The following is a 13,752-nucleotide window of genomic DNA, read 5'->3' as shown; positions in this document are numbered from 1 at the left end:
CGCTAGTCTTTCAAGGCCGCATGCGCCGTCTCCCGGCACATCAACATCGCCACCAGCGCCACCAGTGCCGCCGCCAGCAGGTACCCGGCCGGCGCCAGCTTGCTGCCGGTCACTTGTATCAACCAGGTGGCAATGAACGGCGCCGTCCCGCCAAACAAGGCATTGGCCACATTGAAGCTCAGGGCAAAGCCGCTGAAGCGTACCCGGGTCGGGAAGATCTCCGCCAACAGGCACGGCAAGGTACCGTCGTTCATCGCCAGCATCGCGCCGAAGAGGATCTGGATGGCCAGGATCACCAGCAGTGGCTGCCCATCTAGCAGGGTGAACAGCGGCACGGTAAGCCCCAGAAACAACAGCGAGGCGATCACCAGCATGGTCTTGCGGCCGAAATGGTCAGACAGCCGCCCCATCAGGAAGATCAGGCCGATGTAGGTGGCCAGCGAGACGGTCGAGGCGATGAAGGCATCCCGCTCGCCCATGCCCAGCTCGGTGGACAGGTACGTGGGCATGTAGCTGAGCAGCAGGTAGAACGCGACCGCGTTGAGGCAGGTGACGCCGATACCGATGGCCAGGCTGCGGCGGTGCGCGGTCAGCAGCTCACGGATCGGCGCCGGGACCATGCAGGCCTTGTTCTCCAGGCGCTGCTCCATCTCCAGAAACTTGGGGGTGTCCTGCAGGCTCATGCGGATATATCGGCCTACCAGGCCGAAGGGTGCCGCGAGCAGAAACGGCAGCCGCCAGCCCCAGCTGTGCAGGTCTTCGCTGCTAAGCACCTCATGCAGCACCGCCACGAACGCCGCGCCGAACAACAACCCCGCCGCCGTACTGGCCGGCACGATGCTGGTATACAGCCCGCGCCGGCCCTGCGGTGCGTACTCAGCCAGAAACGCCGACGCCCCCGCATACTCGCCCGAGGCCGAAAAGCCCTGTACCAGGCGGATCAACAACAACAGGCACGGCGCCCACACGCCGATTTGCGCGTAGCCGGGCAGCAGCCCGATGCAGAAGGTCGAAATCGACATGATCAGGATCGACAACGACAGCGCGTTGCGCCGCCCGTGGCGGTCGCCGAAATGGCCCCAGACCACCCCGCCCAAGGGGCGAACGAGAAACGACAGGGCAAACACCGCGAAGGTTGCCAGCAAACCGCTGGTCTTGTCGGTTTGCGGGAAAAACGTAGCGGCAATGATGGTTGCAAGGTAGCCGTAGGCGGCGTAATCGAACCATTCGACGAAGTTGCCCATGAAACTGGCGCGCGCGGCCTTGCGCAAGGCCTGGCGTTCGGCGCTAGGCACGGAGCCGTCGAGAGTGGAAGCGTTCAGGGTGGTGCTGGACATGACGGGTACCCTCTGATTCTTCTAATTGGAGGCAGGGTCTAATGGTCATTCAGTAATTATTGTGGTGTGCGTGCCGGCCTCTTTGCGGGGCAACCCCCCGCCCAAAAAGGCCGGCACCGGGCGTTATTTGCGAATGATGTTGTGCTCCGGGCCATACGGGAAGCGCGTGATGTTCTCGGCACCGTTGTCGTTGACGATCAGGATGTCATGCTCGCGGTAGCCGCCAGCACCCGGCCGACCCTCGGGCAGCATGATCATCGGCTCGATCGACACCACCATGCCGGGCTCCAGCACGGTGTCGATGTCTTCGCGCAGCTCGAGCCCCGCCTCGCGGCCGTAGTAGTGGCTGAGGGTGCCGAACGAATGGCCATAGCCGAACGTGCGGTACTGCAGCAGGTCGTGACGCAGGAAGATCTCGTTCAGCTCACGGGCAATGTCGCTGCAGCGCATGCCCGGGCGCACCAGTTTCAGCCCTGCTTCGTGCACCTCGACGTTGGCCTGCCACAGGCGCAGGTGATCATCCGGGCAATGGTCAAGGAACAGGGTGCGTTCAAGCGCCGTGTAATAGCCGGCGATCATCGGGAAGCAGTTGAGGCTGAGGATCTCGCCCTTGCCGACCTTGCGGCTGGTAACCGGGTTGTGCGCGCCATCGGTGTTGAGCCCGGACTGGAACCAGGTCCAGGTGTCCATCAGTTCGCCGTCGGGGAAGCGTTTGGCAATTTCACGCACCATGGCCTGGGTAGCATGCAAGGCCACTTCGTACTCTGGCACATGCTCACGCAGGGCCTCGACCACCGCAGCGCCGCCGATATCGGCCACCTGGGCACCGTGGCGGATCAACGCCTGCTCTTCGGCGGACTTGATCATGCGCATGCGCATGCACGGGGCGCCGATGTCCAGCAGCTCGGCCTTGGGGTAGCAGGCAGCGAGCTTGCCATGGTTTTGCAGGTTGAGGTGGTCGTACTCCACGCCGATGCGCGAGGCCAGCGGCAGCGCCTGCTGGATGGCAACGAAGTAGTTGTCGCGTTGCCAGTCGGTGTAGACGATGTTGTCGGTACCGACCGTGCGCCGCCAAGGTTGGCCGCCATCGATATTGGCGCTGATCGAGACGACCTTGTCCTGGGTCACGACCAGCGCGTACGGGCGGCCGAACGAGCAATAGAGGAAGTCGCTGTAGTAATTGACGTTGTGGTACGAGGTGAAGATCGCCGCCTCGATGTCCTGCTCGGCCATGTAGGCCCGCAGACGGGCGTGGCGGGCTGCGTATTCCTGTGCGGAGAAAGTCGCTTTGACCTTTTCGCCGTTACGGATCTTCAGGGTCTTTGGCATTTGCATGGTCGGGTTCCTTGTCGTTGTGAGCACGCTGTTCAGGCCGGCCGCCTGAGAAGCATTGCAACAGAACGAACAAGGACGCTTTTGTATCTATCCGACCTGGAATTGGCGGGATGGCCAGGGCTGCTTTGCCGGCCATTTGCGACAAAAGGCCGCCCCCACACCCTGTGGAAGCGGCCTTGCGCCGCGAATGGGGCGCACAGCGCCCCCACGTACTGATGGCGTTACTTCAGATCAAAGCGATCAAGCTCCATCACTTTTACCCAGGCAGCAACGAAGTCCTTGATGAACTTGGCCTGGCCATCGCTGCTGCCATATACCTCGCTCAGCGCGCGCAACTGGGCATGCGAGCCGAACACCAGGTCGACGCGGCTGCCAGTCCATTTCACCTGCCCGGTCTTGCGGTCCCGGCCTTCGAAGGCTTCGTTGTCGGCCGAGGTCGGCTTCCACTCCACGCCCATGTCCAGCAGGTTGCGGAAGAAGTCGTTGCTCAGGGTACCGGGCCGGTCGGTGAACACGCCGTCCTTGCTGCCACCCTGGTTGGCGCCCAGTACGCGCAGGCCACCGATCAGCGCGGTCAGCTCGGGGGCGGTGAGGGTCAGCAGTTGCGCCTTGTCCAGCAACAGCTTCTCGGCCTTGACGCTGTAACGGTCCTTGGTGAAATTGCGGAAGCCATCCGCCAGCGGCTCCAGCACCGCGAACGACTCGACGTCGGTCTGTTCCTGGGTCGCGTCGACGCGACCGGGGCGGAACCCCACGCTGCCCGTGTAACCGGCATCCTTGGCGGCCTTTTCCACCGCTGCAGTACCGGCCAGCACGATCAGGTCGGCCAGGGAGACCTGCTTGCCGCCGTTGTTGAACTCGCCCTGAATTTTCTCCAGCGCCGCCAGTACCTTGTCCACGCCCTGGTTGGCAGCCCAGCCTTTCTGCGGCGCCAGGCGCAAGCGCCCGCCATTGGCGCCACCGCGCTTGTCCGACCCGCGGAAGGTGGAAGCCGACGCCCAGGCGGTCGACACCAGTTCACCCACGCTCAAGCCCGAGGCCAGCACCTTGGCCTTGAGCGCAGCGATGTCCTGCTCATTCAGCGACGAGGGCTCGGCTTTGGGCAACGGGTCTTGCCACAGCAGTACCTCGTTGGGCATTTCCGGCCCGAGGTAACGCGCAAGCGGGCCCATGTCGCGGTGGATCAGCTTGTACCAGGCGCGGGCGAAGGCGTCTGCCAACTGCTCGGGGTTGTCCTTGAAGCGCCGGGCGATCGGCTCGTAGATCGGGTCGAAACGCAGCGCCAGGTCGGAGGTGAGCATTGAGGGTGCGTGTTTCTTGCCCGGGTCATGGGCATCCGGCACGGTGCCGGCGCCTTTGCCTTCCTTCGGCCGCCACTGGTGCGCGCCGGCCGGGCTCTTGGTCAGTTCCCAGTCGAAGTTGAACAGGTTGTTGAGGTACTCGTTGCTCCAGCGCGTCGGCGTCGAGGTCCAAGTCACTTCGAGGCCGCTGGTGATGGTATCGGGGCCTTTGCCGGTGCCGAACGTGTTCGCCCAGCCCAGGCCCTGCAGCTCAAGCCCGGCGGCCTCGGGTTCGGCGCCGACATTGTCGGCGGGGCCGGCGCCGTGGGTCTTGCCGAACGCATGGCCACCGGCGATCAGGGCCACGGTCTCTTCGTCATTCATGGCCATGCGGCCGAACGTCTCGCGGATATCCTTGCCCGAGGCGACCGGGTCGGGGTTGCCTTCCGGGCCTTCCGGGTTGACGTAGATCAGGCCCATCTGCACGGCGGCCAGCGGGTTTTCCAGGTTGCGCTCGGCCTGCAGGTCGCGGCTTTGCTCTTCGCCATGCTTGGCAGGCTCGGCCACCAGGTCACCCTGGCCGGGCGTCTGGGCCTTGAGCTGTTCCTTGCCGTAGCGGGTGTCGCCGCCCAGCCAGACCTTTTCCGAGCCCCAGTACACGTCTTCGTCCGGTTCCCACACATCGGCGCGCCCGCCCGAGAAACCAAAGGTCTTGAAGCCCATGGACTCCAGCGCGACGTTGCCGGTGAGCACGATCAGGTCGGCCCAGGAAATCTTGTTGCCGTACTTCTGCTTGATCGGCCATAGCAGGCGCCGGGCCTTGTCCAGGCTGACGTTGTCCGGCCAGCTATTGAGCGGCGCGAAGCGCTGCTGACCAGAGCCTGCGCCACCCCGGCCATCACCAATACGGTAGGTACCGGCGCTGTGCCAGGCCATGCGGATAAACAGCGGGCCATAGTGGCCGAAGTCGGCGGGCCACCAGTCCTGCGAGTCGGTCATCAGGGCCGTCAAGTCTTGCTTGAGGGCCTGGAAGTCGAGGCTCTTGAAGGCTTTGGCGTAGTCGAAGTCCGGGTCCATCGGGTCGGACTTGGACGAATGTTGGTGGAGGATTCTCAGGTTGAGCTGGTCAGGCCACCAGTCACGGTTGGTGGTGCCGCCACCTGCGGTTTGATGGAACGGGCATTTCGATTCGTTCGACATCTGTGGGTACCTTTGGGTCGGTTATCCAGATTTCCGGTCTATGCCAGGTGTTCTATCAGCCGAGCACTGGGGCTCGTGCCTACCCCTCATCAGGTCGGGTCGGTCTTTTGCCGACACGGGGCTTGCAACGCTGTCACGCCATGGCGGCAGGGTCTTGAATACAGGTGCTCAGACGCCGCCCACATGGGCAATTCGCAGGGCCAGAGGAAAGACTAGTCGAGCTTGGGCAGACTTCTAATAGAGCCAGTATTCCGGCGTAATAGGCTGGCTCTGTCAGCGCCGATCCGGCCCGCCATAAGGCCGGCACATCCATACAAGGCACAACGGCCGGCGCCGTGCTTCAATGCACCGCGAACCTTCCAGCCAACGTGAGCCATGCCCCATGAACCGCAACGACCTGCGCCGCGTCGACATGAACCTGCTGGTGCTGTTCGAAGCCCTGATGATCGAACGCAACCTGACCCGCGTCGGTGAAAAGCTGTTCATCACCCAGCCCACCGTCAGCGCCGCCCTCGCCCGCCTGCGCGAGCTGTTCGACGACCCGTTGTTGATCCGCAATGGCCGGGCCATGGAGCCCACGCCGCGGGCGATGCAGATTTTCACCGAGCTGGGGCCGGCCATGGATGTGATCTCCTCGGCCATCAGCCGAGCGCGGGCATTCGACCCGGCCAACAGCTGCAATGTATTCCGCCTCGGGCTGTCGGACGATGCCGAGTTCGGCCTGTTCCCCGCCCTGCTCCAGGCCCTGCGCGAAGAGGCGCCGGAGATCAGCGTGGTGGTGCGGCGGGCCAATTTCCTGTTGATGCCGGGGCTGCTGGCCAGCGGCGAGATTTCGGTTGGGGTGAGCTATACCACCGACCTGCCCGCCACCGCCAAGCGCCGCAAGTTGCGCGACATTGGCGTACGGGTGCTGCGCGCCGACGATCGCCCGGGGCCACTGACCCTGGACGAGTACTGCGCCCGGCCGCATGTGATGGTGTCGTTCTCTGGCGACATGAGCGGCAATATCGACCTCGACCTGGCGCGCATCGGCCGTTGCCGCAAGGTGGTGCTGGCCGTGCCGCAGTTCGGCAGCCTGCGTGCGCTGCTGCGCAACACCGAGCTGATCGCCACGGTACCGGACTACGCCGCCTGCGCCCTGGCCGATGACGGCAGCCTGCGCGCCGACCCGGCACCCTTCGAGATCACCGAAGCGGAGCTGTCCATGGTCTGGAGTGGCGCCCAGGACAACGACCCGGCCGAACGCTGGTTGCGCGAGCGTATCCTGCAGTTCATGGCGTTGCCGTGAACACGGGCAATTTCACTTGCGCCGCTGCATCCAGGCGGCGCCCAGGCCACTGAGGCAGATGATCGAGATGCCCACCAGGCTCAGGCTGTCCGGCACCTGGCTGTAGAACAACATACCGAGCAGCCCGGCAAACACGATCTGGCAATAACTGAACGGCGCCAGCAGCGCGGGGGCGGCATGGCGAAACGCCTGGGTCAGCAGCAGGTGGGCGGTCATGCCGAACCCGCCGAGCGCCAGCATCAACAGCGCGTGGTCCCAACGCGGCACCTCCCAGAAGAACGGCACCAGCGCACTCATCGCCAGGGTGTTGCACAGCCCTGCATAGAAGTTGCTGGTGGTAGGGCTGTCGTGAGCGGCCAGAATCCGCGTCAGCAACTGATAGAAGCAGAAGCCCAGCGCCGAGCCGAAGGGGTACAGGATTGCCGGCGTGAACATCGCGCCGCCGGGGTGCACCACCACCAGCACGCCGATAAAGCCCATCACCACCGCCACCCACTGCCCCACCGTCACCCGCTCCTTGAGCAGCGGGGCCGACAAGGCCGTGACCAGCACCGGCGCCAGGAAGTTGACCGCAGTGGCTTCGGCCAGCGGCAGATACTGCAGGCCGGTAGTGAACAACAGGCTGGTGCTCAACAGGCTCAGGGCACGCAGGGTCTGCAACAGCGGGCGGCGGGTGCGCAGCACATTGAGGCCCGACTTGGGCAGGAAGATCCCGGCCATCAGCAAGGTGTGCACCAGATAGCGCGCCCATACCACCATGATGATCGGGTACAGGCCACCGAGGAATTTTGACAGGGCATCGTGACTGGCAAACAGGAACGTCGCCACCACCACCAGGGCGATGCCACGCAGTGGTTGGTTGACTCCGGACAGCGGTGTGCTGGAACTCATGGCGTTCTCGACGGCGGCGCGGCTGGATGCAACGCCCAGGGAAAGCCGCACAGGGCTGGCCTGGCGGATGTAACAGCTGGAATTCTAGAAGAGATGCACGAGCATAAGGAAGTTCAATTGCCGCCTGTCCAGGCCAAAAGCAATTTCCGTTCGCTGATCGACCACTTTCCGCCTGCCGCGCATGGTTCGCACCGGGCTGATCGTAGACCATCCGTTACGGACTCTGTAACCACTACAAGGAATCGTCATGCGAAGGCTCACCACTCACAACGGCCTGGACCTGCCCTGCATCGGCCTGGGCACCTGGCCGATGACCGGCACCGAGTGCACCCACGCCGTGCGCCAGGCCCTGGAACTGGGCTATCGACACATCGACACCGCCACTGCCTACGACAATGAATCCGCCGTGGGCCAAGCCCTGCGCGACAGCGACGTGCCACGCGAGCAGATCCACCTGACCACCAAGGTGTGGTGGGATCGCCTTGAACCCAAGGCCATGCGTCAGTCACTGGAAGACAGCCTGCGCGCCCTGGGCACCGACCAGGTAGACCTGTTTCATATCCACTGGCCCGGCAAGGACTGGGACCTGGCCCGCAGCATCGAGACCCTGGTAGCGCTGCGTGACGAAGGAAAGGCGCGCAGCATCGGCGTGGCCAATTTCCCCCTCGGCCTGCTGCGCCAGGTGATCGAGACGCTGGGCGCGCCGTTGTCGGCTATCCAGGTGGAGTACCACGTGCTGCTCGACCAGCAACCGCTGCTCGACTATGCCCGCAGCCATGACCTGCTGCTTACCGCCTATACCCCGCTGGCCCGTGGCCAGGCGGCGCAGCAACCGGTGATCCAGTCGATTGCGCGCAAGCACGGCGTACTGCCAAGCCAGGTGGCGCTGCAGTGGCTGCTCGACCAGGACGGCGTCGCAGTGATCCCCAAGGCCAGCAGCCGCGAAAACCAATTGGCGAACCTGGCGGCGCTGGAGGTACGGCTGGATGATGAAGACCGGGCGTTGATCGCAGGCTTGCCGAAGGATCAGCGCGTGGTAAGCCCCGATTTTGCACCCGACTGGAACAGCTGATAAGGCGCTGTAGCCATGCGCTGTCGACGCGTACTGCACCCTTTGCTGAACAGGCTAAGCTCATGGGCACCGCCCTTCTGCCAAGGAGCCGCCCATGCCGCTGGTACGCATCGACAGCAAGAGACACCCAGACCCCACGCACCTGCCGAGGGTCGGTCAAGTGGTCTACGCCGCGCTCAGGGCAACGATCAACGTCCCTGAGCACGACAACTTCCAGGTACTGACCGAGCACGACGACGACCGCCTGGTGAACGACCCACAGTACCTGGGCATCGCCCGCACCGACGGCCAGGTTTTCATCCAGATCACCTTGAGCGAAGGGCGCACGGTAGATCAGAAGAAGGCGCTGTACCTGGCCATCGCCGAAGGGCTCAACCGCGAGGCCGGTGTGCGCAAGGAGGACGTCTTCATCAATCTGGTCGAAGTGCGCAAGGAGAACTGGTCGTTCGGTAACGGCATCGCTCAGTATGCTATCTGACAGGGGGGCTCAAGTCACAGCCCCCTCGGGGACGCGAACGAACACGCTGTACTTGCCCCCCTCCATCTGCTCGAAGGCAATCAGCTTTTCCACCAACGCCGTACTCAGCACCTTGCCGGCATTGAGCAAGAGCATGCCGTTGTCCGCATTCAGATTGCGCACCAGGACCATGCCGGCGGCCAGGTCGCGGGTACCCAGGGCCTGCACCGTCGGGTCGGCCAGGGTCACATCGCTGAGAAACTCCGCGCAGACGTTTACAAAGTCTTCCACAAGCGCCGGGTCATACAGCTTGCCTGCGTATTTGCGGATGTACATCAAGGCCTCATCGCTGTTCATCTGCCGCTCCAGCACCAGGCCGCGTTGCAACTCGATGAAGTCCACGGCCAGCTTCAACCAGCGCGCCCCAAGGGGGATGGCCTCGCCCTTGAGATGGTCGGGGAAGCCGCTGCCATCCCAACGTTCCTGATGGTGCAAGATCAGTTGCGCCGCTTCTTTCATCGGTTCCAGGGTCATCACCAGCGATTCGCTCTGTTTCGGGTACGACCGATACAGGTCGCGCTCGGTATGCGGCAGCAGGTCCACCGGGCAGGTCAGCATGCTGTCGGTCCAGCTCATCTTGCCGATGTTGTACAGGGCGGCAGCCATGGTCAGGTCGCGGCGGCTGGCTTCGTCCAGGCCATGGCGGGTGCAGTACACACGAATCAGTTCGATGACCTGGCGGTTGGTCTGCTTGGGCTTGGGCAGGCGCAGGTTGGCCAGCAGCGAGAACACCTCGGTGCCGGTGACGTAACTGTGCTTGAGCTCTTCGTAGGCAAGGTCGAGCATGTCGGCCGTTTGCTGCAGCTCGGCGGTGCGCGCCGCGACACGCTGTTCGAGGCTGGCATTGAGCACCTTCAACTGCTGGTTCTGTGCCTGGGTCAGCGCCTCCAGGCGCCGTCGCTCGCTTTCCGAGTGTTGCAAGGCCAGGGCCTGGCGCACGGTCACCAGCATCTCTTCGTCATTCCAGGGTTTGCTGATGTAGCGGTGAATCTGGCCGTCATTGATCGCCTTGGTGATCGTGGCCATGTCGGCATAACCAGTCAGCAGGATGCGCAAGGTGCCAGGAAAGCGCTGGTGCACCTGGGCCAGCAAGGTCGCGCCATCCATGCCGGGCATGCGGGCATCGCTGATCACCAAGTTGACGGGCTGCTGTTCAAGCAGCTCAAGGGCCTGAGCGCCGCTTTCGGCCAGCAACACATCATAGGGCTGGCCACGCAGCAGCCGGCGCAGGCTGTTGAGAATCGAGGCCTCGTCGTCTACCAGCAGCACGACGGCTTTCTCACAGGCGCTGTCGGCCACATCATCCATTACCGGTTGTTCCATGGTCCCCTCCGTGCACCGGGTAATCAAACGGGTCCTTGGTTACAGGCTAGATGACATTTGCCCCATCGGTTAGCGCTGGCGCACGGCACTGACTATTCTCAGCGGCATAGCGCGTTGTCACCAGGGAGGGTTGCCCGATGCCTATCCACCCGCCGTTTCGCACGTGCGCGGGCGTGCTGTTGCTCCTGGTGCCTTCGATTGGGTTGGCACAGGCCATTGGCGGGCCCCTCACCCCATTGCCCGCGGTGCCTGCATTAGCGCCTGAGCGGGTCGAACTGGGCCGCAAACTGTTCAATGACCCGCGCTTGTCGAGCAACGCCAGCCTGGCCTGTGCCAGTTGCCACCGGCTTGACCAAGGGGGCGCCGACGGCCAGGTGCGCTCGCTCGGCGTCGATGGCAAGCCCTTGCCGGTCAATACCCCCAGCGTGTTCAACGCCAGCCTGAACTTTCGCCAGTTCTGGGATGGCCGTGCGCAAACCCTCGAAGAGCAGGCCCACCTGGTGGTCCAGCGCCCAGGCGAAATGGGCAGCGACTGGCAAGTGGTTGTGCAGCGCATCGCCGCAGACCCAAGCTACCGCGCAGGGTTTGCCAAGGCTTATGGCAAGGCGGTGGATGAACATACCCTTCAGGACGCGCTGGCCACCTTTCAACGCACGCTGTTGACCCCGGATTCACGCTTTGACCGCTACCTGCAGGGCGACACCGAGATCCTCAGCAAGGACGAAAAATACGGCTACGCGCGGTTTCAGGAATACGGCTGCATTGCCTGCCACCAAGGCGTCAATATCGGCGGCAACATGCTGCAGAAGTTCGGCGTGCTGGGCGATTTTTTCGCCGACCGCGGCAACCCCACGCCTGCCGACCTGGGGCGCTTCAACGTCACGGGCGATGAAGAAGACCGGCATGTGTTCAAGGTGCCCAGCCTGCGCAATGTCGCGGTCACCGCCCCGTACTTTCACGATGGTTCGGCGCCGACCCTGGAAGCGGCGGTGGACGTCATGTTCCGCTACCAATTGGGGCGCACGCCAAGCACCGACGATAAAGCGCTGATCATTCAGTTTCTAAAGACCCTGACCGGTGAATGGGAGGGCAACCCCCTATGAGACTGACCCGCCGCCGCAGCTTGCTGTTGTTGACGACCAGTGCCGTGTTGCTGGCCTCGGTGCTGGTCTACCTGTACCTGATGTCCAAGGCCGACGAGAGCGGTACCTACACCCAGGCCCGTGACCTGATCCGGCAGATCAAGCAAAACGACTCGCAATGGGAAAACGAAATACTCAAGGCCCGCACCAGCATCAACTACAACTACGACCCCTTGGTCTGGCCAGTGGTCGAGATGAAGCGCCTGTGGCGGGCTTTCGAAAGCATTGAAACCCGCAACCAGCACGGTAACTCCCCGGCATGGCGCCAGGCCTACGCCGACTACCAGCAGGCGTTCGAGGAAAAGGCAAACTACGTCGAGCGCTTCAAGTCGCATAACGCCGTGCTGCGCAACTCCCTGGCGTTTCTGCCCGCCGCCGCCGACGGTATCCAGGCACAACTGGGGCAGTTGGCCGATGCCGACGCACTGCGCTTGCACAACATTTCTACCGACACCTACGACCTGATGCTCAGCAGCCTTGAGTTCGCCCAGATGACCACGGATGACAAGGCGGCTGACATCCTCGTCGGCCTGAACAAGCTGGCGGTCAACAAAGAGCGCCTGCCGCTGGAGTTTCATGCGCCCATCGACACCCTCAGCAACCACATTGCGTTGATCCTGCGCGAGCAGCCCAAGGTCAATCAGTTGCTTGAGCAGATCGGCGCCTTGCCGGTCGCCGCGCACCTGGATGCCATTGCCATGATGCTCGACCGTGACGAACGCACGGCGCTGCTGGTCAATCAGCGCTACCACTTCTACCTGCTGGTGTTCTCTACCCTGTTGGTCTTGCTGTTGCTGTACATGGCGGTGTGGCTGTTGCGCAGCTTCGGCGAGATAAACCGGGTCAACCGCGCGCTTGTAGTCGCCAACGATGAACTGGAACAACGGGTCGCGCGCCGCACCCAGGCACTGACCCAGGCCAGCGCGGCGCTGCAGCGCGAGATCGATGAACGCAAGCTGCTCGAAAGCCAGCTGGTGCAATCAGAAAAACTCGCCTCCCTTGGCCAACTGGCGGCGGGCATCGCCCATGAGGTCAACAACCCAATCGGCTTCGTCTCCTCCAACCTGGGGGCGCTGGGCACCTACTTCGCCCGCTTGCAGGACATGCTCAAGGCCTACCGTGACGCAGAGCCGGCCATCGGCCCGGCGACGCTGCAGGCGAGCTTGGTGAAACTGCGCAGCGAAATGGAGCTGGCATACATTCTCGACGATATTCCGTTGCTGATCAGTGAGTCCAAGGACGGCATCAGCCGCGTCGGGCAGATCGTCAGGGACCTCAAAGACTTTTCGCGGGTGGACAGCAGCCAGGATTGGCAATGGGCCAACTTGCACCAGGGCATCGACTCGACCCTGAACATCGCGGCCAGCGAGCTCAAGTACAAGGCCGACCTGGTCAAGCAATACGGTGTGCTGCCAGAGGTCGAGTGCCTGCCGTCACAAATCAACCAGGTGATCATGAACCTGGTGGTCAATGCAGCCCACGCCATGGGCACCGAGCGCGGCACCATCACCGTGCGCACCGGTTGCGCCAACGACGACAAGGTGTGGATCGAAGTGGCCGACAACGGCTGCGGCATTCCTGCACAGAGCCTGCAGAAGATCTTCGACCCCTTCTACACCACCAAGCCGGTCGGCCAAGGCACCGGGTTGGGGTTGTCGCTGTCGTACGGCATCATCAAGCGCCACTGCGGCGAGATCCATGTGCACAGCGAGGTCGGCGTGGGCACCACGTTCAGGGTCGAACTGCCGGTGCGCCAGGCACAAGCGGCCATTCGTTGATCAAGGCAGGCGCTTTTCCATCGGCTGATAGATCAGCCCGGCAATCTCGCCTACATCCCCTGCCAGTGCGAATCCGTAGCGTTGGTAGGCGGCCACCGAGCTCAACGATGCGCTGACCGTCACTACCGCCGCTCTCGCCTGCTCCAGCGCTGCGTTCATCAGGCGCGTGCCCACGCCCCGACGCTGCCAACTTGGCGCGACAAACAGCATCGCCACGTGGCGCCCTTGCTTGAGTTCGATCAGCCCGGTGATCACTCCCTCTGCGACACAGACCAGCATCAGGTTGTCGCCGGCCATGCGTTCGGCAAACGCCTGCGCCGCAGCTACCTTGGCGAAGGTTTCCACCCCCTGTGCCGACAGCGAGGGCGCAACGGCCTGGGTGAATGCATCCAGGCAGAGGGCGCTGGCGTGGGGCAGGTCATCGTGGGTCAGCTTGCGTACTTGCACGGTCGTCTTCCTTGTCTTGTCGAAACCGGATAATGCACGCATTCACGGGTGCGGCGCACGCCCTACCTGTGGCTCAGCCTTGGCCGTTGGCCTCATGCACGTGCCTGCGGTAGTGGGACAACGAAACTCCGGTCTGGCGCTT

General features: G+C 63.4%; 11 protein-coding genes. 5 read left to right on the top strand and 6 right to left on the bottom strand.

Annotated features, from left to right (window positions below):
* Positions 1-2: 2 nt before the first annotated feature.
* From LJX93_RS10760 to katG, 3 genes are all read right to left on the bottom strand, one after another.
* On the bottom strand, positions 3-1,337 hold the full coding sequence (locus LJX93_RS10760; protein ID WP_095065208.1) for an MFS transporter: 1,335 nt from the start codon (positions 1,335-1,337) through the stop codon (positions 3-5).
* Between the two features lie 123 nt (positions 1,338-1,460).
* On the bottom strand, positions 1,461-2,672 hold the full coding sequence (locus tag LJX93_RS10755) for a M24 family metallopeptidase (protein WP_033697291.1): 1,212 nt from the start codon (positions 2,670-2,672) through the stop codon (positions 1,461-1,463).
* A gap of 221 nt (positions 2,673-2,893) precedes the next feature.
* Positions 2,894-5,152, bottom strand: a complete 2,259-nt coding sequence (katG, locus tag LJX93_RS10750; protein ID WP_186660051.1) for a catalase/peroxidase HPI — start codon at positions 5,150-5,152, stop codon at positions 2,894-2,896.
* Positions 5,153-5,534: 382 nt separating this feature from the next.
* Between katG and LJX93_RS10745 the strand changes: the two genes are divergently transcribed.
* Positions 5,535-6,440 (top strand): LysR family transcriptional regulator, encoded by a 906-nt coding sequence (locus tag LJX93_RS10745; protein WP_033699993.1) that lies wholly within the window; start codon positions 5,535-5,537, stop codon positions 6,438-6,440.
* 12 nt (positions 6,441-6,452) lie between these two features.
* Here LJX93_RS10745 and LJX93_RS10740 read toward each other — a convergent pair whose 3' ends face one another.
* On the bottom strand, positions 6,453-7,331 hold the full coding sequence (locus LJX93_RS10740) for a DMT family transporter (protein ID WP_033697289.1): 879 nt from the start codon (positions 7,329-7,331) through the stop codon (positions 6,453-6,455).
* Between the two features lie 247 nt (positions 7,332-7,578).
* On the opposite strand from LJX93_RS10740, the gene LJX93_RS10735 reads away from it, so the two are divergent.
* Together LJX93_RS10735 and LJX93_RS10730 are read left to right on the top strand one after the other, a co-directional pair.
* Complete coding sequence (locus tag LJX93_RS10735; RefSeq protein WP_033697288.1) at positions 7,579-8,403, top strand: aldo/keto reductase; 825 nt, start codon at positions 7,579-7,581, stop codon at positions 8,401-8,403.
* A gap of 94 nt (positions 8,404-8,497) precedes the next feature.
* Positions 8,498-8,881 (top strand): tautomerase family protein, encoded by a 384-nt coding sequence (locus LJX93_RS10730; RefSeq protein ID WP_033697287.1) that lies wholly within the window; start codon positions 8,498-8,500, stop codon positions 8,879-8,881.
* A 9-nt stretch (positions 8,882-8,890) separates the two neighbouring features.
* Here the strand turns inward: LJX93_RS10730 and LJX93_RS10725 are convergent, their stop codons facing one another.
* Positions 8,891-10,243 (bottom strand): HD domain-containing phosphohydrolase, encoded by a 1,353-nt coding sequence (locus LJX93_RS10725; protein ID WP_033697286.1) that lies wholly within the window; start codon positions 10,241-10,243, stop codon positions 8,891-8,893.
* A gap of 137 nt (positions 10,244-10,380) precedes the next feature.
* On the opposite strand from LJX93_RS10725, the gene LJX93_RS10720 reads away from it, so the two are divergent.
* Entirely contained in the window at positions 10,381-11,346 is a 966-nt protein-coding gene (locus tag LJX93_RS10720; protein ID WP_227697165.1) for a cytochrome-c peroxidase, read from the top strand.
* Positions 11,343-13,163: a DAHL domain-containing protein gene (locus LJX93_RS10715; protein WP_033697285.1), complete on the top strand. Its 1,821-nt coding sequence runs from the start codon at positions 11,343-11,345 to the stop codon at positions 13,161-13,163. The genes LJX93_RS10720 and LJX93_RS10715 overlap by 4 nt, the downstream gene beginning before the upstream one ends.
* Here the strand turns inward: LJX93_RS10715 and LJX93_RS10710 are convergent, their stop codons facing one another.
* Positions 13,164-13,610: a GNAT family N-acetyltransferase gene (locus LJX93_RS10710; protein WP_227697164.1), complete on the bottom strand. Its 447-nt coding sequence runs from the start codon at positions 13,608-13,610 to the stop codon at positions 13,164-13,166.
* Positions 13,611-13,752: the final 142 nt, after the last annotated feature.

Source organism: Pseudomonas sp. HN2-3 (assembly GCF_020691745.1).
Lineage (GTDB): Bacteria > Pseudomonadota > Gammaproteobacteria > Pseudomonadales > Pseudomonadaceae > Aquipseudomonas > Aquipseudomonas capeferrum.
This window is presented reverse-complemented; position numbering and strand designations above follow the sequence as displayed.

What these genes read in the sequence shown, in the direction of transcription:
- LJX93_RS10745 (WP_033699993.1), top strand. Translation starts at nt 5,535, where the DNA reads ATGAACCGCAACGACCTGCGCCGCGTCGACATGAACCTGCTGGTGCTG.
- LJX93_RS10760 (WP_095065208.1), bottom strand. Translation starts at nt 1,337, where the DNA reads ATGTCCAGCACCACCCTGAACGCTTCCACTCTCGACGGCTCCGTGCCT.
- LJX93_RS10740 (WP_033697289.1), bottom strand. Translation starts at nt 7,331, where the DNA reads ATGAGTTCCAGCACACCGCTGTCCGGAGTCAACCAACCACTGCGTGGC.
- LJX93_RS10755 (WP_033697291.1), bottom strand. Translation starts at nt 2,672, where the DNA reads ATGCAAATGCCAAAGACCCTGAAGATCCGTAACGGCGAAAAGGTCAAA.
- LJX93_RS10725 (WP_033697286.1), bottom strand. Translation starts at nt 10,243, where the DNA reads ATGGAACAACCGGTAATGGATGATGTGGCCGACAGCGCCTGTGAGAAA.
- LJX93_RS10715 (WP_033697285.1), top strand. Translation starts at nt 11,343, where the DNA reads ATGAGACTGACCCGCCGCCGCAGCTTGCTGTTGTTGACGACCAGTGCC.
- LJX93_RS10735 (WP_033697288.1), top strand. Translation starts at nt 7,579, where the DNA reads ATGCGAAGGCTCACCACTCACAACGGCCTGGACCTGCCCTGCATCGGC.
- LJX93_RS10730 (WP_033697287.1), top strand. Translation starts at nt 8,498, where the DNA reads ATGCCGCTGGTACGCATCGACAGCAAGAGACACCCAGACCCCACGCAC.
- katG (WP_186660051.1), bottom strand. Translation starts at nt 5,152, where the DNA reads ATGTCGAACGAATCGAAATGCCCGTTCCATCAAACCGCAGGTGGCGGC.
- LJX93_RS10720 (WP_227697165.1), top strand. Translation starts at nt 10,381, where the DNA reads ATGCCTATCCACCCGCCGTTTCGCACGTGCGCGGGCGTGCTGTTGCTC.